Origin of the sequence: Leptolyngbya sp. AS-A5, assembly GCF_039962495.1 — a bacterium.
Taxonomy (GTDB): Bacteria; Cyanobacteriota; Cyanobacteriia; order Leptolyngbyales; family Leptolyngbyaceae; genus Leptolyngbya.
On sequence record NZ_JAMPLL010000010.1, the window covers coordinates 82,187 to 102,796 of the forward strand.

Below are 20,610 nucleotides of genomic sequence, written 5' to 3' on the forward strand. Positions count from 1 at the left end.
CGTCTCTCTATCTATATGGCGCAATCTTGGACACCGCTCCATGCTCAAATTCATCGCACAATTCGCCAACGCCAGCTCTTACAGAAAAATCAATCGATCGTCATTGCCGTCTCTGGTGGACAAGATTCACTCTGCCTTGCTCAACTGCTTGTAGATTTACGATCGCGCTGGAATTGGCAACTCGCGATCGCGCATTGTGATCACCGCTGGCGCTCTGATTCCCAAGCTAATGCCGAGTATGTAGCAACCCTAGCTAAACAGTGGAACCTACCGTTTTATCTAAAGACTGCTGACTCTGCGCCCAGCAGCGAAGCCGCTGCTAGAGAATGGCGTTATACCCAGCTTCAATCGATCGCAGGCAAAAGCGCAATCGTCACGGGACATACAGCAAGCGATCGGGCTGAAACGCTCTTATTCAACTTGATTCGCGGCAGCGGAGCCGACGGGCTGCAATCCCTTCATTGGACACGATCGCTCAGCTCAACTCAAACGCTAGTGCGTCCATTATTAGAATTGACCCGATCTCAAACCGGTGACTTCTGCCGCGATCGTCATCTTCAAATTTGGGAAGACAGCACAAACTCGGATCTGACTTATGCTCGAAATCGAATTCGACAGGAACTTATTCCCTATCTAAAAACGTATTTTAATCCTCAAACCGAGCAACACTTAGCCCAAACGATCGAACTTCTCTCCGCAGAAGTCGAGTATTTAGAGAATGCTGCTCATGAAATCTACGGACAAGCAATTTCACCCGATGGTTTAAATCGTCAAGTTTTACGTCAAGCTCCGATTGCCCTCCAGCGCCGAGTGATGCGGCAGTTTTTAGCGCGATCACTCAACTTCAATCCCAATTTTGAGCAAGTTGAAAAACTGGTTGCACTGATCGGTGCGCCAAATCGATCGTGCACCGATCCATTGATCAAAACGACGATCGCGCAAGTCCGTGGCAACTTCATTTGTCTCAGTCAGATTTCTTAAGCCACTGCATACTGTGGACTCTGAGTGAGGTTCGCAATCACTGCTTTCATTTCCTCAATCGCGTGATGTTGTCCGCCGGACTGTGCGATCGCTTCAAGGTGCTGCCCCATTGAAGCGATCGAATCTTGAACCGGTTGTAGCATCTCTTGGTACAGCGAAGCTTTACCCGAAAGTTCCGCCACTGTCACTCTTTGGACTTGCAATGCCGCTTCAATTTGCTTTAATTCGCTGCGCTTGGCATCTTGATTACCCGATTGCTCATTGATTTGATGCTGAAGTTGTTGAGTTTTTAACTCAAGCTCTTGAATCTGTGCTTCGATTTGCTGTAATTTTTCAGCTTGCTTTTGGCGTTGTGCTTCAATTTGGGAAAAGACGATCGAAAAATCTAGTTCGCGTTCTCCATCGGGTTCTGCTCCACCGCGCCGCACTAACACCGCTTTATGTTGGCGCAAAATTGCCTCTTTTTCTCTTAAACTGCGGCGCTGACCGACTAAAGTTTGGTGCAGAAATTCATAAGCATCCTGCTCATCGGTTAGCTCCGTTTCAAGGCTCATGCGATCGAACTCATTCACCTGAGCAATCTTGTCTTTGAGTGCCTGAATCTCCTCCTCTTTCAGCCGAAGCTCCTCATCCTGATGATGCACAAATTGCGAGGACTGATCAAACTCACGCTGCATTCCTTGCACAATCGATCGCAGTTCTCCAAGATCCATAGTTTCCAGCGCTTGTACATCGACGATCGGTGCGTCACTATCGACCCCTTCGACCATGTTTTGAAGTTGCTGGTGCAACTGAGTCTGATACTCAATCTGTGCTCTGAGCAGTCCAGCAAACTCCTGCTGACTCTGCAAAAGAGAATGCTGGGTTCCTAGCTCGATTTTGGCTTGTTCAAGAGACACTTGTGCCTGCTCCCAGGCTTGCCACTGCTCAGCCAGATGATGTGCCTGTTGGTCAATGTCTTGCCGCATCTGTTCCGCCGAATGCCGCTGCTCTTCTAGCGTCTGCCAGTGATGAGTTAGGAGACTTTGCTGATAGTTGAGTAGCTCATGGCACTGCTGCATCGCTTCAGGCGATGTCTCAGATTCGACTAAGCGATCGAGCCATTGATAAAGTTCCTGTGCCTTCGCTTCATCCAAAACACAAGCCCCGAATAATTCTGCTTGTTGCTCTTCTAACTGGCGCTTTTGTCCATGTAACTGCTCCCATGCCCCCTCTAATTCCTGGCGATTGCGCTCTAGCTCCTGCTGTTGGCGCGCCAATTCTTCCCGCTCTGCTTCAAACTCCTGGCGCTGCTGCTCTATTTGCTGGCATTCAGCCTCCAGGATTTTTAGCTCCTCCTGCCGCGCTTCCATTTCCATTTCCCGGCGGGTCAATTCCTGACTCTGGTACGTCAGCGACTCGTTCCACTGCTCGATTTCGACTTCTTTAGTCTTGATTTTGTCTTGCAACCGTGAAAACGTTTGCAGAATGTTGGCGATCGGGCGACCTGCTTCTTGAACCCGCTGCACCTGCTTATTGCCAGTCAAATCGACGAGCAAGAGCGTCCCAGAGCCAAACTTACTCGCTTCATCCGCAGCAATAATCTCCTCTGCGGTAATCGCGCTCCAATTTTGCTCTGCTCGCTGACAAGCCAGTAACTTCAGTTCAGACTTGCCACCGCCCATGATTCCGCCTTTCTTCTGAACCACTTCTGCTAGATACAGCACACTAATAGCCCTCTTCTAATCGATGCTCAATGCTTCGCTTAATGTGCCCGAACTGGCTGCGTTCTACCCATCTGATCAAAAATTTTGATCACTTGATACCCCAAAAAACCGAATCTTTAAAAAATTCGATACACCCCAGCATTAGCGGATACAATGTGGAGTCAATTCACGCAGATTCAATTTAGCTGCATTGTGAATGTCGATCGTCCCCCGACCTATGGCATCCCTTCATGCAAGGACAGTTAAGCGAAATTGATATCAGAAGTATTCTGCAACTGATCGAACTCGGTCAGCGCACGGGTGAATTATTTGTTGAGGCTTACTCGCCGCAATCGTCTGGTGCGCTCAATCGTCGTCACCTTCGGCACAGTAGCGTTGATCATTATCCGTCCTGGTTTGTCTTTTTTCTCAACGGTCAGATCGTCTATGCCGGGGAAACAGAGTCGGATTTATCCCGCTTACGCGATTATTTACATCGGTATCGCTTAGAAGCCACGATCGACCAAATTCCGGCATCGTCGATCGCGACCTTCAACACCCCAGAGTACGGCTGTCTTTGGGCACTACTAGAAAATCATCTCGTCACACCCGCTCAAGGGCGCAGTATTCTCCGAGGCATGGTGCAGGAGACGCTGTTTGATTTGCTCAGTCTCCATCAAGGCTCATTTGTGTTTGAGCTAGGAAATCCACTGACCCCTCAACTGCTAACGCTGGAAATTGCACCCCTAGCGATGAAAATGTTGAAGCAGATTCAAGAGTGGAAACAGCTCCATCCACAGCTTCATTCTCCGGATCAATGTCTCTTGATTGCAGAGGCAGCAAGACTTAAAGCCGCACTTCCCGAAGCCACGTTTCAAGCACTTGATCGCTACCTGGACGGACAAACTTCCATTCGCCAAATCGCTCGATATCTGAATCGTGATATTTCTACGGTTGCACGGGCAGTCTATCCGTATCTTCAGCGCGGTTGGCTACAGGCCGACCACGCCGTTTCACCCTCACAGCCTGCTTCGGAACTGTCTTTGCAGATCAAGGCTCCTAAGGTCGTCTGCATTGATGACAGCCCAACGATTGGGAAGGCAGTAGAATTAATGCTAAATCGCAATGGTTACGAAATTACGACGATCGAAAATCCACTGAGTGCCTTGAGTTTGGTGTTTCAACTCAAGCCCGATTTTATTCTGTGCGATATTGCAATGCCAGAGCTAGATGGATATGAACTCTGTGCCATGCTGCGACAATCGACCGCATTTCGGCACACTCCGATCGTCATGTTGACCGGCAAAGATGGATTTATCGATCGGGTGCGGGCGCGAATGGTAGGGGCAACTGATTATTTAACCAAACCGTTTGGAGAACATGAAATTCTGATGCTGCTTGAAAAATATATTGGGATTGGACAACCTGACCCAATTCCAACAACCGCGCAAATTTTGGATGCTTTAGAAGCAGAGCTTCGTTTAAATCCCTCGTAAAAATACTTGTTTTTGCAGTAAATCAGATTATTTCAAGATTTGCGGGTACTTTATTTAGTAAGGATTCAAGGTAAACGGGGCTTAGTCCCTCCCGTCATCGGTTCAGCCAAGCTCACAGGTAGGGGGTTATGAGTACAGTTTTAGTCGTGGAAGATAGCGTCACTCAGCGAGAAATGATTACGAATCTACTCAAAGGCAGTGGAATCGCCGTGACGATCGCGACCGATGGCGTAGAAGCCTTGGAACACATTGAGAAGCACTGTCCCGATTTAGTGGTGTTGGATATCGTCATGCCTCGAATGAATGGGTACGAGGTCTGTCGTCGGCTTAAAGCAGATCCAAAGACTCAAAAAGTACCTGTCGTGATGTGTTCCTCAAAAGGAGAAGAGTTCGATCGCTATTGGGGCATGAAGCAGGGCGCAGATGCCTATATTGCCAAGCCCTTTCAGCCGACCGAACTCGTGGGTACGGTGAAACAATTGTTGCGTAGTTAGGAAATAGAGGTAATGGTAGGAAGTCCAGATTTCTTAACCGGAAGAGGGCAGGATCAAGCGCCCGAATTTCAAGAGCTAGAAAGCCCTGAAGGTGAGTTGCATTTGCGCTTCTATACACCGTCGGGGGCTGAATTTGCTTTGCCTGCAACTGGAATTCGCGAAGTGCTTTCTCCCTCACCGGATCGAATTACACCTGTTCCCAATGTTTCGCCGCTCCTGCTCGGAACGCTGAATGTTCGAGGTCGAGTGGTTTGGGTGGCAGATTTGGGGCAGTTTTTAGGCGATGCGGCAGCACTCAACACCGATCGCCCAGAAATTTCAGTGATCGCGATTGAAGATCAAGATATTATGCTGGGCTTGGCGGTCGATCGCATTCTGGGGATGGAGTGGCTTGATATTGACCATGTACAAGCTGCAACCGCCGTTCCTGACTCTGTTGCACCTTTTCTACGGGGAGAATGGGTTCTCGCTCAAGAAGGGGGGCAATGTTTGCGGCTGCTCGATCAAGTTTCGATCTTACGATCAGCACGGTGGGCAGCATGAGGAGTGTGTCAAGCCGATCGACACTGAATTTAGAAAAATATGTTGATTCTGTGAAGAATCTAGGGAATTCTCCTTTCAAGAGAGGTTCTCTGCTCGAGATACACTTTAATGCTGCACATCAGAAACTTGAGCGCTTGAAAAACGTTTTAATTGGTTGCGCCGCAATTTATCAGAGTATGTATCATTTTCACTTTACCCTAACTGCTCCCAGTTTCAAATCCGGTTTTCAGAGCAGCACGTACTTGCAGGAGGAGGCATATGGCACGAGGAAATGAGTTTGCCCAAGAATATCAGCAGGCAGAGCGAGCCTATATGCAGGGCAAGTATGAAGAAGCCGCAGGCATTGTTGATCGTCTAGTCGATCACTATCCTGACGATCCAAGCGCTCGATTATTGCGTGGTCACATTTACTGCTACGGACTTCAGAAATATGATGTGGCACAAGAGCAGTATCAATCGGTGCTGAAGCTGACCTCTGACCCAGAGTTCGTCGATTACGCCAATAGCGGATTGGCCTATGCGGGGCAGTTTGCAGCAAATGGAGTAGATAGCATTGGTGATACAAACTTAGAAACCGATTACTCAGCATTCGGGGAGTCCAATGGTTTTGCCGCTTCTGATGTAAACTCGCTTGATCACCTTGTGCTACACGATGACGGATTTAATGCAAATACCGAGCATGACGCTTTATTTAGCGATCCGTTTGAGGCAAACTACAACGGTCACAAAAGTCTTCAAAATGGAAACGGCTCAAAGCAGCACAATCATTTTGGCTTAGATGATCCGTTCGCGATCTCACCCAGTCACACTTCAGACACTCTCGCTCAATCAGACTTCACAGCAAACACTGACTTTTCAAGCGTTCTAGATGATTTTGATCAAGTCTTCGCAGCAGACGATCACACAACTCCCAGCGGCATGACGACTGTTTCAACCAACCCAGGCATCTCTAGCGAAGCAGATCTGGGTCACAGTCCGATCGTAAGCCGCGACACCAGCGAAGATACGTTATTTATGGCAGCTCCCAGTTTTTACGATGAGCAAGCGGCGGCTCAGTTTGACTTTCCGGCTGAGCAGGGCAAGTTTGCCCCGGTCGACGATGAACCGAACGATCGCGCTCCTGTAGCTCCCGGTAGCCAAAGCAACGTTGATTTTCTTGACAATTTTGAAGACTTTGACGACCTCGGCAATCTAGCCGATTTTGACTTGTCTGAAGATTCTGCCGGCTTTACCAGTCCCTCGGTCGGCAGTGCCTTTGGTTTCTCTTCAGATCTGTCAGCCGCTTCAGATAGCACCGACCTTGATTTTGTTCAAGACCCAGGCTTCGGCTCTTCAAACGGTGCAGGTGCGAAACTGTCTGAAGACGAACTGTTCAGCATCTCCAGCACTGCTGAACCGGTTCCGAGCTTTACCACTCAGGTCGATGCACCGGTTGCCGACCCCACACCCACCGTTGAGCAGGGTTGGTTAGCTCCCCTGGAAAATGCCTCATTTGCCACCAAGCAGGCGATCGCGGCTGGAGCCGCAGGAATTGTCTCAGCGATCGCGGTGGCGGTTGTGAGCTTTGTCTCATCTAATCAAGCTGCACAGCAGAATAATGGGGCTGTCGTCTCGCAACTACGGACAACGGGGATCATCATGGCGTTAGCAGGGGGAGTCTGCGGTGGCGGTGCGGCGCTTGCTGTCGGGCAACTCACGGCGCGTCATATGAAACGATCGGCCAACGACCTCAGAGCGCAGTTTCAAGCGGTGTCTCAAGGTCACTTTAGCGCCCGCGCCTCGGTCTTTGCCGAAGATGAACTCGGTCATCTTGCAGCCGAATTCAATCAGATGACGCGCATCATCTCCACAACCACAAGCGAAGCACAGCGTAAAGCAGAAGAGCAAGAGCAGGCAAAAGAAGATTTGCAGCGCCAAGTGATTCGACTGCTCGACGATGTAGAAGGCGCAGCGCGGGGAGATTTGACGGTGCAAGCAGAAGTCACCGCAGACGTGCTGGGAGCCGTTGCCGACTCTTTCAACCTCACGATTCAAAACCTGCGCGAAATCGTTCAGCAGGTGAAGCAAGCAGCGCGCCAAGTAAGCAAAGGTTCGACCGAAAACGAGATGTTTGCTCGCAGTCTGTCCTCTGATGCCCTTAGACAAGCCGAAGAACTGGCGGTGACGCTGAACTCGGTGCAGGTGATGACGAATTCAATTCAGCGTGTGGCAGAAAGTGCTCGTGAAGCGGAAGAAGTCGCAAAAACCGCATCTGCTACCGCACTGAAAGGTGGCGAAGCCGTAGAACGAACGGTTGCAGGGATTCTCGAAATTCGGGAAACCGTCGCAGAAACGACTCGCAAAGTGAAACGATTGGCGGAATCCTCGCAAGAGATTTCTAAGATCGTAGCGCTGATTTCTCAGATTGCTTCCCGCACCAACCTGCTTGCACTGAACGCGAGTATTGAAGCGGCGCGGGCAGGAGAAGCAGGAAGAGGATTTGCGATCGTCGCCGATGAAGTCCGACAACTGGCAGACCGCGCCGCTAAAGCCTCCAAAGAGATTGAGCAAATCGTTCTACAGATTCAAGGTGAAACTGGCTCCGTAATGACCGCGATGGAAGAAGGAACCCAGCAGGTGATTGAGGGGACTCGACTGGCAGAGCAAGCCAAACGATCGCTCGAAGATATTATTCAGGTTTCGAGCGTGATTGATACGTTGGTGCGATCGATTACTGCCGATACAGTGGAGCAGACCGAAACTTCGCGCAACGTCGCTCAGGTCATGCAATCGGTGGAACTCACCGCACAAGAAACTTCGCAAGAAGCGCAGCGGGTGTCTGGTTCACTGCAAAACCTCGTCGGTGTTGCCCGCGACTTGCTCACCTCAGTAGAACGGTTCCGCGTGGAAACCGCAGAGCGTAAATAAGCGCTCAACTTTATGCGCCCGACCCAGGAACTTCGGCTACAGTGAAGCCAATCAAAATCACTCCGGGTTAACCCACCTCGATGACTCAACCGATCCCCACTGGGTCATCTTCATCCCAGAGACTTCCGCGTTCAACTTGAACCAGGCTCGACGGAGATTACTCATCTACAGCAAAGGAACAGTGCGATGCAGCCGGAACAACAGCAGCGAATCATGGGCTATTTCATTGAGGAGGCAAAAGACCACCTCAATACGATCGAGCAGGGTTTGCTGAATCTGCGAGGCATGATGGCAGATCCAGAACTGGTGAACGAAGTCTTCCGGGCAGCTCACTCGGTTAAGGGTGGGGCTGCAATGTTGGGTTTTCACAGCATACAGAGAACGTCTCACCGCTTAGAAGATTATTTCAAGGTACTTAAAGAGGCTCCCAACATTCAGCCAGACCACAAACTGGAGACGCTTTTATTAAGAGTGTATGATGCGCTCAAAGGCTATTTAGAGCAGCTACAGACTCCTGCTGGACTAGACGAGGCAACCGCACAAGCGTCTTTAACCCAGCTAGAGCCTGTATTTTCCGAGGTCGAGCAGCACCTGGTTCAGCTACAACAGGCAGTTCGTTCTAGCTCGACCTTTACTCAATCTCCCGTGGGAGATCCTACGCTTGTGGTGATCTTCCAGAATGATGTGCCCGCACAACTGCGTGAGATGCTGCAAACATTTCGGCAAGCTGAGACAATGCTGGATGCGCGGGAACGGCTACAGGGCATCTGTGAGGGTTTACGGGGGCTAGGCGAGGCGTTCGGAGTGACGCAATGGAGTCAATTAATTGAGATAGCAAGTCGGGCGATCGCGAATCCTGTGAATTCGTATCGTGATCTTGCACAGGTGTTAATTCCTGAGATTAAGCAAGCTCAAGAACTGGTTTTAGCGGGACGCGCTCAGGAAATTACTGCCAGCCAGAAGCTACAGGCGATGGTTCCTGCGCCCACTAGCGCGGCTGAGATGGAGTTAGACTTAGCAGACTTCTTTGCGATCGCAGAGGGCGATTCCTCAGACGACCTTGATTTTTCAATTTTAGAGTTTGCAGCAGACGACTCCACAGCAGAGGCTTCAGATTTTGATCGCTTATTTGATTTGGACGAGTCGGATGCGCTCTCACCAAATCGGTTAAGTCTGGATGGATTGTTTGATTTACCTGATTTAGAACAAGCACCAGGAGCAACCGATTTCCTCAATCAAAAGGGTCCTGATGTGGGCATGGAGGAATTGAACAGCCTTGCGGATTTATTTGAGGATGAGCTACCAGGGTTAGAGGCGACTTGGGAACAGGAGGAAGTACTTGATATTGCAGCGCTTTCTGATATATCGAGTGCGGAATTAGATGCAGAGGTGGATGATTTTACAAATTTTCTACCTGAATCTTCTGAAGAGCGTGGAACTCAGGCAAACGCCCAGATTGATGATTTAGCAGATTTATTTGAAGATGAGCTTTTGGACGGGCTCGATGCGCCAAACTTAACCTCTGAGGCCGAGATCGAGGAGCTACTAGATTTTTCTGAGAATTTAACAGAGTTTGAAGGGAGTGCTGTTCCACTCGACAATGCGGTTGTCGTAACGGAGACGACTGCATCTGACTTAGACTTTGATGAACTGGGGGTGTCGCAAGATGCTGAAGCTGATTCTGCCAATCAGCTTGATGTGAAAAGCGACAATTCCTTAGAAGATTTGAGTGAGCTATTTGCTGGGCTAGACAACTCAGACCTGGATTTTCCATCGGCACTAAATCAAGCAAACCCTTCAGAGTCGATCGAGACATTAAACTCAGCGAATCTCGATCGAATGTTTGAAACCAGCCCTCCTGAAGATCTAAGTTTCGACAGCTTTGATTTATTGAGTTTAGACAATGATTTTGATGGATCATTAGGAAGCGAACTCACCGAGGCAACACAGCTCAACGGTTTATCAGAACTGGTTCCTGATCCGTGGGATAACCTGAATCTAGAAGCAGGTGCTAATTCCGTACAATTCGAGGGTTTGTTTGAGTCAACGGAAATGCAACCTTCTGTGGAGGGTACGGATTTATTCAATGCTGATGATACAGAAAATTCGGGGTTTGCGGCACAAGACTTAGAGCAATCCGGTCTAGATTTGGATGCCCAAGAAGATGAAGTCCTCAACTCATTATTTTCTGGAGAGATTACGGACGACGCTCCGATTGAGAATTCGACTTTCGATGTTAGTGAATTTGAGATTTCTTCTACGGATTTTGAACTTGACCATCTCTTAGATCAGCCAAAGGCTGAAGCAGAAGCGACATTAAACGGATGGAACGAGTTTGACGAAGAAATCGAACTTAGCCTCAGCGAATTTAGCGAACTTGGTACGGACGAAGAGAACACGCTAAATGGTCAGGGAGCTATTAACTCAGAATCTTTAGGAAGCTTAGAAGATGAAGATTCTTTTGCAGATTTACTGAATTTTTCAACACCTGAGTCTCTGCTTGATACTGAAGCCAACTCCGAGAACGGTGCTTCACTAAATTTGGAAGATTCGCTTGCTGATTTGCTGGATTTTTCTGAGTCCTCAACCGACCTGTCGATCGAGGAACCCTCGCTAGAAGCACTCAACTTTGATGCTCTCGTGGGTGCTGAGTCTACCAGCGATTCTTCGTTAAGTTTAGAAGACCCGATCGCTGATTTGCTGGATTTTTCCGCTGAATCTTCAACCGATTTGTCGATCGAGGAAGCCTCGCTAGAAGAGTCACTCAGCTTTGAGGATCTCATGGGGGCTGAGTCTATCAGCGATTCTTCGTTAAGTTTGGAAGACCCGATCGCTGATTTGCTGGATTTTTCCGCTGAATCTTCAACCGATTTGTCGATCCCGGAGCCTTTGTTAGAATCATTCAACCTTGATGATTTTTCTGAGGTTGAGTCATTAGGCGAAACAGACTTGTTGGAGCAAGAGTTAGGAGTCTTGCAGAAAAACTTATTGAGCGCACCGGATGTAGAGCCACAGCTAAGCGGCTTAGAGCCTAATTCAGAATTAACAAATTCAGAATTAACAGAAGACACATCGCTTATTCTCGATGATTTATCCAACCTTGACTTCGATCAGTTGGGCACAGAACCCTTGACCGAAGAAACACTGGATATTGATCAAAGCGGCTTCTTCGATGAAGTTAATTTCGATGAAGTTAATCTAGATTTAGTAGATCTAGGAGATGAGAATCGTGATTTCGCGAATTCTAGTGATACTAGCCTAGATGAGCTTGACTCCTTACTTGCAGAGGTTGAGTTGCCAAGTGAACCCACTAGCGACACCAATCCGCTTCTCGATGCAGGACTCGGAGCAGCCACGATCGCTGGATTAGGAGCAGGATTTGCCGCCCTCCAATTCGACCCAACGACACCCGAAGCAGATAGTCTCGATGATCTTCTCAACTTACCTGCTTCAGAACTAGATGAAACATCCAGCAATCTAGATGAGTTAGAGTCTCTACTGGAGGAGGCCACTCCTACCAGCGCTGCGATCGATCAGTTCGATGACCTAGAATCGCTCCTTGGGGATGCTTCAGACCCAGCCTCGCTCAACTTTGCCGCAGCCCACGAAGCAGAGGCAGAATTCGGCGACTTAGAGAAGATGCTGGAGGAAGCCGACATGACGATGGGCGGCTCTGCTGCAAGCCGTACTGCCACTCCACCCGGTCGCCGCTCAACCCGTGTGGCAAGAGGATTCAACGAACAAACAATGCGGGTTCCGATCAAGCAACTCGACAATCTGAGTAACTTAGTCGGGGAACTGGTAGTCAACCGTAATAGCCTAGAGCAAGACCAAGAGCGGTTGCGGCAGTCGCTCGATAATCTGCTGTATCAGGTGCAGCAGTTGAGTGATGTCGGTCAGCGAATGCAGGATTTATACGAGCGATCGCTGCTCGAAAGCTCGTTGCTGGCAAGTCGTCAAAATCGCCGCGTTGCGTTTGGAGGTTCAGACCGGAGCGCAAACGGCAACTCGCTCGGAGTCGAGTATGACCCGTTAGAAATGGATCGCTTTACCGGATTCCACTCGCTGTCTCAAGAAATGATCGAGTTGATTGTGCGAGTGCGGGAGTCTTCATCGGATATCGAATTTATTGTCGATGAAGCGGATCAAGTGACGCGGATGTTCCGGCAGGTGACAACGCAACTGCAAGAAGGATTGACGCGATCGCGAATGGTGCCGTTTGCTCAAACCGCCGATCGCTTGCCGCGTGCAGTTCGCGATATTGCAATGAAGTGCGGCAAACAAGCAGAACTGGTGATCGAAGGGCGCGACACGCTGATCGACAAGATGATTCTGGAGCATTTATACGATCCGATGACGCATCTAGTAAACAATGCGATCACACATGGAATCGAAAATCCAGAAGTCCGCTACACCACAGGAAAAGCACCCACAGGTCGAATCACAATTCGAGCGTTTCACCAAGGCAACCAGACCGTGATTTCGGTCTCGGACGATGGAGCAGGGATTGATGTGGAACGGGTGCGATCGAAAGCGATTGAGAAAGGGTTGATCACGGCAGCAGAAGCAAAGAATGCAACTCGTCTCGATATTTACGATTTGCTGTTCCATCCTGGATTTAGTACGAAAGATCAAGCTGATGATTTTTCGGGGCGTGGTGTGGGCATGGATGTGGTGCGGACAAGTCTCAGCGAGATTCGAGGCACGATTAGCATCGATTCAGCCCACAACAAAGGAACCACGTTTACGATTCGGCTGCCTTTAACGCTGAGTATTTCTAAAGCGCTGTGCTGTATTAGCGATCGTGCCCGCATTGCCTTCCCAATGGATGGCGTTGAAGATATGCTCGACCTTCCGAAAGAGCGACTTCATACCGATGCAGAGGGACAAGCTTGTATTACTTGGCGTGATACAGTGCTGCCTGTGCGCCCGTTGAGAGAATTGCTGAGCTATAACCGTCATCTCAGTCGAGGAACGGTTTACGGGGGCAATCAGGAAGACGACTTGGTTTCGATCGTGATTCTACGAAGCGCAGGAAATTATCTAGCGCTACAAGTCGATCAAGTCTTAGGCGAACAAGAAATCGTCATCAAGCAGCTTGAAGGCCCGGTGCCAAAACCGATCGGTGTTGCAGGTGCGACGGTGCTAGGAGATGGGCGGATTATGCCGATCGCGGATGTATTGGAGCTGATTGACCTGTCACTGGGTCGAATTCGTCGCGATGCAGGCCCAATCTGGGAGCAAGGAACGGCTCAACCTGTCGTTGAGACGGCGGCAGTGAAGACCGAGCCAATGGTACTCATCGTAGACGATTCGATTACAGTCCGCGAATTGCTATCGATGACCTTCAATAAAGTCGGTTATCGGGTGGAGCAAGCCCGCGACGGTCAGGAAGCTTGGGAAAAACTGCGATCGGGTCTGCCCTGTGACATTGTGTTCTGTGACATTGAGATGCCCCGTATGGACGGACTGGAATTGCTATCGCGAATTCAGAAAGACCCGAACTTGTCGAATCTCCCGATCGCAATGCTGACCTCGCGGGGTGCCGATCGACATCGCCAAATGGCAGCTTCTCTGGGCGCAAGTGGTTACTTTACCAAACCATACTTAGAAGAAGCGCTACTTGATGCGGCACAGCGGATGCTCAAGGGAGAGGTGCTAATCTCTGCGAATAGCCCTGGAAACGGTTGAGGTTGGATTCCTAGCGACCTATAGCGATCCTAAATCAGTTGTGAAGGTGGAGTGCCGTTCCTTTTTAGCCCCCTCCTCCCTACTTTTTTAGCGCTCACAACTCTAATAGGATCGCTATGGCTGAGACGGAGCTTTAACGGCTCCGTCTTTTTTAATGAATTGGACAAATTCCTAATTCTGTAGATCGCTACCCCCTTTTTTGCGATAACCTACAAATTCAAGAATATGTCTACAGATTTGAGTGAAACTTTTTAGCAAGTAAGCCCCGATACAAAATTTTATATCTCTCAAACTTTGTAGAAAAAGCGACATGAATTATTTTAGATGTCATTAAGGAAGGGCGTAGGTTTTGGCGAGAGCGCGATCGTCGGGTGTCGAGATTCGTAATATCCGAACACGGAAGGAATGCTGCGTAGCAGATGCGGCTCTAATCTTGCTATAGTGTCACATAGAGATGAACTGTCGCTTCAATCAGGATCGATGCCCAGGCATCGATTAACCACCCGAACACTTTCTGTTTAGTTAAGTATTTTTGCTGAAATCGCCTCGTAGTATTTACGTAGTATTCCAGCAGTGATAGTGGTGTTTTTCACCCTGTCAAGTCGGAATCACCGCCTTGGCAGAATTTGAATTTTAGACTAAATCTGACTTAGCTCTCCTAGGAAGCAAATGATCGAGAGTCTCTGGCAAATGTGAGGCGACCAAGCTGTTTGACCTTGTAGGAGGTTTTTATGCGAATTGCCCAAGTTACCCCATTGTGGGAGCGCGTTCCGCCCCCGGCGTATGGTGGCATTGAATTAGTTGTGAGCTTATTAACCGATGAATTAGTCCGTCGAGGTCATGAAGTTACATTATTCGCAACGGGTGACTCCCTAACCTTAGCGGAGTTGGAATCAGTACATCCCCGTGCGATTCGGACTGACCCAACCGTGAAGGAGTACCAAGTGTATGAGTCCCTGCAACTTGCTCAGGTGTATGAGCGCTCGCACGAGTTTGATATTATTCATTCTCACATGGGATTCGCGGCTTTGCCCTTTGCACAATTTGCGACAACGCCAACAGTTCATACGCTACATGGCGTGTTTACTCCGGATAACGAAAAGCTGTTCTCGTATGCCCGATCGCAGTCCTATGTCAGTATTTCTGATGCACAGCGAGATCCGCGCTTGGGTCTGAACTGTGTTGCAACAGTGTATAACGGCATTGATGTGGATAGCTACAAGTTTTACGCCAAGCCGAATGATCCCCCCTATCTCGCGTTTCTCGGTCGGCTCTCACCGGAAAAGGGGCCGGATCACGCGATCTCGATTGCTAAACGTACAGGACTCCCGTTAAAGATGGCAGGTAAGATCGATGTTGTCGATCGTCAGTTTTATGAGGAAGTGTTAGCGCCCCAGATCGATGGTGAGCAAATTCAGTATCTGGGCGAGGCGAACCATGTGGAGAAAAATACGCTAATGGGGCAAGCAATGGCAACGCTATTCCCAATTACGTGGAAAGAACCGTTTGGTTTAGTCATGGTCGAGGCGATGGCGGCAGGAACACCCGTGGTTGGGATGCGCCTCGGCTCAGTTCCAGAAGTGGTTCAAGATGGCAAGACTGGATTTTTATGTGAAACGATCGACGACTGTGTTGCTGCTTTGGATCGTCTTGCAGAAATCGATCGTGCCATGTGTCGTCAGCATGTGATCGAGAACTTTAGCGTACAGCGCATGACCGATGGATACGAAGCTGTATATCGGCAGTTGCTCGGTGAGACTATGTTTCCTGCAAGTGAGCAATTAGTCGGTCAACTCAATTGAGCCACGGAGAGAACGTAACGCAGAAGGATGAAGGGTAAGCACGGTTTATCCTTCACCATTGTTCAAATTTGTGGAGGTAGAAGTAATGGTTGTAATCAATGAAAAGTTTGCTCCGGTTCAAAGTCGATTGCAGAGTCCGAGACAGTCGATCGCGTTGATTTCTGAACATGGTGATCCGGCGGCTGAAGTGGGTCGGGAAGAAGCGGGGGGTCAAAATGTGTATGTGCGCCAAGTTGGAGAAGCGCTTTCTCGCTTGGGTTGGCAGGTGGATCTGTTCACCCGCAAAGCAAATCCGAACGATGAGACGATCGTGCAGCATACTCCCCATTGCCGCACGATTCGATTGAAGGCAGGCGCGGAGAAGTTTGTGCCGCGTGATCAGTTGTTTGAGTGGATGCCGGAGTTTGTGGAATCGTTTCTTCAGTACCAGGCAAAGCATCATTATCCGCTCATCCACACGAACTACTGGATGTCGGCTTGGGTAGGATTAGAGGTGCAAAAGACCCACAAGGTTGAATTGATTCACACTTATCATTCGCTGGGTGCTGTGAAGTATCAGGCGGTTCCGAATCGTCCTGCGATCGCGGACACTCGTTTGGCTGTGGAGAAACAGATTTTAGAGCAGGCGCGTTGTATTGTGGCGACGAGTCCTCAAGAAGAAGAGATGCTGCGATCGTGGGTATCGCAAGAGGGGCGGATTGAAGTGATTCCTTGTGGCACTGATTTGGGCAGATTTCATACGATCCCAAAACTGCAAGCGCGTCAGGAGTTAGGACTGAAGCCGACGGATGAAGTTGTATTGTATGTGGGACGATTCGATCCGCGTAAGGGAATTGAAACGCTGGTGCGATCGTTTGAGTTAATTTACCGAAACGCTGTTGATCCTACGAATTTACGCTTGGTGATTGTGGGAGGTAGTGCTTCTGATCAATCTGATGGGCAGGAGCGCCAACGGATTGAGCAATTAGTGAATGAATTGGGAATTGCAGAGAATGTAATTTTTGCCGGAAGAGTCGGGCACGATCGCTTACCGCTTTATTACACGTCGGCGGATGTCTGCGTGATTCCGAGCCATTATGAGCCGTTTGGATTGGTGGCGATCGAAGCGATGGCGTGTGGAACGCCTGTGGTGGCTTCGGATGTGGGCGGTTTGAAATTTACAGTGGTTCCAGGAGAAACGGGATTGTTAGTTCCGCCTCAGGATACCGCCGCGTTCGCAATGGCGATCGGGCGAGTTTTGCATGATGAATTGTGGGCGAGAAAGTTACGCAAACGAGCATCGGAACGGGTGCAACAGAACTTTAGCTGGACGGGCGTTGCGGTGCAGTTGAGTGATTTGTATCGGCGATCGTTGGCGGAGTCGATCATGGATGACGGCGTAATTTTGGCTCCGAGAAAAGTTGCCTATTCGCGGGTGAATCCGATTCCTTTAAAGGTTTCGTAGAATCTAAGCTCTTGTGCTAGTTCTCGATCGAGGTTTTCTCGACTAAGAAGTGCTTCCCTAGACGCGACGACCTGATATCAATTTAACGTGAGTCTCCAACGAAGGCGTGCCCTTCCCGCAGGCACGCCTTCGTTGGAGACTCACGTTAATTCAAATGGCTACAGCTATAAAGGAGAAACTGAACCGTCGTCACATTGCAATTTGATTTGGTATTAGACCGAGCAGAGTTCGAGAATTCTCAGCATAGCAATGTCAAGCTGAGAAGAGTATTGGGCCAATGCTTTTCCTAGATCAAAGATTGCTTTTTCTAGTAAGTAGTGATTTAACAATCGTTGCAGTTCGTCAGAATTCTGCGGTAGGAAACCATCCTGCTGTGCGACCTCAAGATAAGCATCCAAAAAAGTGGTGCTGACCCATTGTTTCCAGGCTTCTGCCCATTGCTTCATGTTCTCCAGTTGATCCGGCGCAAATTCTGCATTGCTAATTTCATTGTTTAGCGCGATCGAGCCTGCGAAATAAAATGAGTGCAGCATTCCGGCAACATCGCGTAAAGGAGAGCGCTTCATGCGGCGATCGTTCAAGCTCCGCGAAGTATTGCCTTCAAAATCAATCACCAGAAAATCTTTTCCGGTGTAAAGCACCTGTCCGAGATGATAATCTCCGTGATATCGAGTCCGCATCGCTGTAATTTTCAGATCCAGAATGCTGCGGAATTGGTCTAGACAAGGCTGGTATTGTTCTAAAACTTTCTGTGCAAGTTGGGGATTTGGTACTTGGTATAGTTCATTTCTCAATGTGAGGAACACCTGTCCAGCGAGATTACGAGCATATTGATAAATCGATCGCTGATACAAAGAGGTAAATGGCTCTGGCTTAAAGTCGGGATTTTCAGGATCAGAAGCTAAAGCGATATGCAATTCAGCCGTTCGTTGTCCCAGACGTTGAATATTGACAAGATAAGCTGCAAGAGCAGTCTGGGCGGCTTCTGGAATGCTTTCTTGTAGAGTACAAGCTCCATTCTCGCAGGAGGTGACTGCATCAAAATAGGTACGAAGACTATCTAATGTATAGTCCCAACCATTCCGCGCATCAGAGATAAACTCTTGCAGAACTGCGATCGTTGAAGGTGGTTTGCTAGAAGATCGGTAAGTAAGTGTGCCAACAATGGCAGGGACTTGAGTAAATCGAGACTGTAAGAATTGCCGCATCTCGACATCTGGATTGATTCCTTCTTCAATAATGCGAAACAATTTGAGGATATAAGCAGCTTCTGCACTGGTTTTTACCGATTCACCGTAGATGATCGATGTATTGTTATGCTCACCTTTGAGCAAGGAAGCTTCCAGCATTGGAAACTGTCTGATCGCGCTCACGCTCAGTTGTCCAGATTGACCGGGATAGCGATCGCCATCCGAGAACCGTTCGAGCAATCCAACTAGGAATGCTGGATCAGCGATCGCTGCAAACAATACCCCGTCTCCTTCAACTTGAGCAATGATTGATTCAGGCGGAAGAGAAGCGGCGCGGTTGCTATCTGCATGAGCCACAATCACAATGTAGGTTTCGGGTTGCCCTTGAAGGTAGTTTACTTGCAGCCAAACCATCTGAGCTTCATGAGCTTGATATGGAATTGTGATTGATTCGGCAATTTGAGCTGATTGCACTGGGCGGGTTCTCGCTCGGAACCAGCGATGCTGCATTAGATGATTAACCAGAATTGTTTCCAAGGCAGTTTTACTCGCGGATTGTGTCAACGCGCTTTGCCAGTTTCCAACTAATCGCAATGTGGGTAATTCTGAAGGTACGATCGTTTCAACTTCTTGGGGTTTGAGGCTAAACCAGTAAAACGCATAAGCTCCTAAGCTGAGAAAATAAGGTGCATCTTCAATAGCTGGAAACTGTGTTCTGCCAAAAACCTCAACCGGAACAAAACCAGAAAAAGTAGAGAGATCAAGCTCAACGGTTTGCACAAAGCGGGATAAGTTCGCAACGACTAGGATGCACTCATCTTTGAAGACGCGGGTAAATGCTAAAACTTTACGATTTTCCGGGTGTAATAGCTGAAATTCTCCCTGTCCAAAAGCATGAAACCGTTTTCGAGTTGCAATCAAGCGCCGCATTGCGTTTAACAACGAATTCGGGTTCGATCGCTGAGCTTCAACATTCACGGTTGTATAGTTGTACTCAGAATCTACAATCAGCGGTAAGTAAAGTTTGTGGGGATTGGCGCGGCTAAATCCAGCATTGCGATCGTCACTCCACTGCATCGGAGTTCTGACCCCGTTACGATCGCCCACATATACATTGTCGCCCATGCCAATCTCGTCACCGTAGTACAGCACAGGGGTTCCAGGCAAGGAGAGCAATAGACTGTTTAACAGTTCGATTTGTCGGCGATCGTTCCCCAGTAGCGGTGCCAATCGTCGTCGAATGCCTAGATTGACTCGCATTTCTTTGTCTTGAGCATAGACGCGATACATATAGTCCCGGTCTTCATCTGTAACCATTTCTAGAGTCAGTTCATCGTGATTTCGCAGGAAAATTCCCCACTGACAGTTTTCTGGAATGGTTGGTGTTTGTTGCAAGATATCACTGATTGGAAAACTATCTTCCATTCGCACCGACATAAACAATCGCGGCATCAATGGAAAATGAAAGTTCATATGACATTCATCGCCTTCGCCATAGTAAGCCGCAGCATCTTCGGGCCATTGGTTTGCTTCAGCCAGCAGCATACATTCGGGATAGTTTTTTTCCACGCGCTGACGTAGTTTCTTCAGAAACTCATGCGTTTCTGGTAAGTTCTCACAGTTTGTTCCTTCTCGCTCGTATAGATAAGGGACTGCATCCATTCGCAAGCCATCGACCCCCATCCTTAACCAGAAGTCTAAGACCTCAAACACTGCTTCTTGCACAGCAGGATTGTCATAGTTCAAATCGGGTTGATGTGAGTAGAAGCGATGCCAAAAGTAAGATTTAGCAACAGCATCCCACGTCCAGTTAGAAACCTCGAAGTCCTGAAAGATAATGCGTGCTTCTTGGTATTTTTCGGGGGTGTTGCTCCAGACATAGAAATCTCGTTCGACAGAGCCTTCTGGGGCACGTCGAGCGCGTTGAAACCAGGGATGCTGATCAGAAGTGTGATTGATAATTAGCTCGATGATGACGCGAATTCCACGGGCATGAGCGGCTTCTAGAAAATCCTTGAAGTCTTCGATCGTGCCATAGATCGGATTGACGCTGGTATAGTCTGAAATATCATAGCCATCATCGCGCAACGGGGACGGAAAAAAGGGCAGCACCCAAAGTGCCGTTACACCCAGATTTTGCAAATAATCCAACTTCTCAGTCAAGCCGCGAAAATCCCCGATGCCATCAGCGTTGCTATCTGCGAAAGCACGAACTGGAACTTCGTAAATAATGGCATCTTTGTACCATTGAGGATCGTAGTTGAGCGTTGAAGATTGCATCATCGTCGCCGTTAGAATTGCTGAAATTACGGTATTACGCTAGGAGGTTTTAGGAATTTTCGTCATCCTCCTAAGACTGATTCTTCACAAATTGCTT

Annotated in this window: 10 protein-coding genes; 8 read left to right on the forward strand and 2 right to left on the reverse strand. The window is 48.8% G+C overall.

The window, feature by feature from the left end; genetic code table 11:
* Positions 1-15 precede the first annotated feature (15 nt).
* Positions 16-981: a tRNA lysidine(34) synthetase TilS gene (gene tilS, locus NC980_RS13865; protein ID WP_190376652.1), complete on the forward strand. Its 966-nt coding sequence runs from the start codon at positions 16-18 to the stop codon at positions 979-981.
* Here the strand turns inward: tilS and hmpF are convergent.
* A complete protein-coding gene (gene hmpF, locus NC980_RS13870) occupies positions 978-2,687 on the reverse strand; it encodes a pilus motility taxis protein HmpF (RefSeq protein ID WP_190376653.1) in 1,710 nt (569 codons plus the stop codon). The genes tilS and hmpF overlap by 4 nt on opposite strands.
* A 230-nt stretch (positions 2,688-2,917) precedes the next feature.
* On the opposite strand from hmpF, the gene NC980_RS13875 reads away from it, so the two are divergent.
* From NC980_RS13875 to NC980_RS13905, 7 genes are all read left to right on the forward strand, one after another.
* Positions 2,918-4,162, forward strand: coding sequence for a response regulator (locus NC980_RS13875; protein WP_190376654.1), 1,245 nt, complete (start codon positions 2,918-2,920; stop codon positions 4,160-4,162).
* Positions 4,163-4,290: 128 nt separating this feature from the next.
* Entirely contained in the window at positions 4,291-4,656 is a 366-nt protein-coding gene (locus NC980_RS13880) for a response regulator (protein WP_190376655.1), read from the forward strand.
* A 12-nt stretch (positions 4,657-4,668) separates the two neighbouring features.
* The gene (locus tag NC980_RS13885; RefSeq protein WP_190376656.1) at positions 4,669-5,199 is read left to right on the forward strand and encodes a chemotaxis protein CheW; all 531 of its coding nucleotides are present in this window, start codon (positions 4,669-4,671) and stop codon (positions 5,197-5,199) included.
* A 258-nt stretch (positions 5,200-5,457) separates the two neighbouring features.
* Positions 5,458-8,106 (forward strand): methyl-accepting chemotaxis protein, encoded by a 2,649-nt coding sequence (locus tag NC980_RS13890; RefSeq protein ID WP_190376657.1) that lies wholly within the window; start codon positions 5,458-5,460, stop codon positions 8,104-8,106.
* A 186-nt stretch (positions 8,107-8,292) separates the two neighbouring features.
* Positions 8,293-13,797 carry a hybrid sensor histidine kinase/response regulator gene (locus tag NC980_RS13895; RefSeq protein ID WP_190376658.1) on the forward strand — a complete coding sequence of 1,835 codons (5,505 nt, stop codon included), beginning with the start codon at positions 8,293-8,295 and terminating at the stop codon, positions 13,795-13,797.
* A 731-nt stretch (positions 13,798-14,528) separates the two neighbouring features.
* On the forward strand, positions 14,529-15,599 hold the full coding sequence (locus tag NC980_RS13900) for a glycosyltransferase family 4 protein (RefSeq protein WP_190376659.1): 1,071 nt from the start codon (positions 14,529-14,531) through the stop codon (positions 15,597-15,599).
* Between the two features lie 85 nt (positions 15,600-15,684).
* Positions 15,685-17,043, forward strand: coding sequence for a glycosyltransferase family 1 protein (locus NC980_RS13905; protein ID WP_190376660.1), 1,359 nt, complete (start codon positions 15,685-15,687; stop codon positions 17,041-17,043).
* Positions 17,044-17,255: 212 nt separating this feature from the next.
* Here the strand turns inward: NC980_RS13905 and treS are convergent, their stop codons facing one another.
* Positions 17,256-20,513 carry a maltose alpha-D-glucosyltransferase gene (gene treS, locus NC980_RS13910; protein WP_190376714.1) on the reverse strand — a complete coding sequence of 1,086 codons (3,258 nt, stop codon included), beginning with the start codon at positions 20,511-20,513 and terminating at the stop codon, positions 17,256-17,258.
* Positions 20,514-20,610: the final 97 nt, after the last annotated feature.

Coding starts and splice junctions, on each gene's coding strand:
- tilS (WP_190376652.1), top strand. CDS start 16: ATGGCGCAATCTTGGACACCGCTCCATGCTCAAATTCATCGCACAATT.
- NC980_RS13875 (WP_190376654.1), top strand. CDS start 2,918: ATGCAAGGACAGTTAAGCGAAATTGATATCAGAAGTATTCTGCAACTG.
- NC980_RS13880 (WP_190376655.1), top strand. CDS start 4,291: ATGAGTACAGTTTTAGTCGTGGAAGATAGCGTCACTCAGCGAGAAATG.
- NC980_RS13885 (WP_190376656.1), top strand. CDS start 4,669: ATGGTAGGAAGTCCAGATTTCTTAACCGGAAGAGGGCAGGATCAAGCG.
- NC980_RS13890 (WP_190376657.1), top strand. CDS start 5,458: ATGGCACGAGGAAATGAGTTTGCCCAAGAATATCAGCAGGCAGAGCGA.
- NC980_RS13895 (WP_190376658.1), top strand. CDS start 8,293: ATGCAGCCGGAACAACAGCAGCGAATCATGGGCTATTTCATTGAGGAG.
- NC980_RS13900 (WP_190376659.1), top strand. CDS start 14,529: ATGCGAATTGCCCAAGTTACCCCATTGTGGGAGCGCGTTCCGCCCCCG.
- NC980_RS13905 (WP_190376660.1), top strand. CDS start 15,685: ATGGTTGTAATCAATGAAAAGTTTGCTCCGGTTCAAAGTCGATTGCAG.
- treS (WP_190376714.1), bottom strand. CDS start 20,513: ATGCAATCTTCAACGCTCAACTACGATCCTCAATGGTACAAAGATGCC.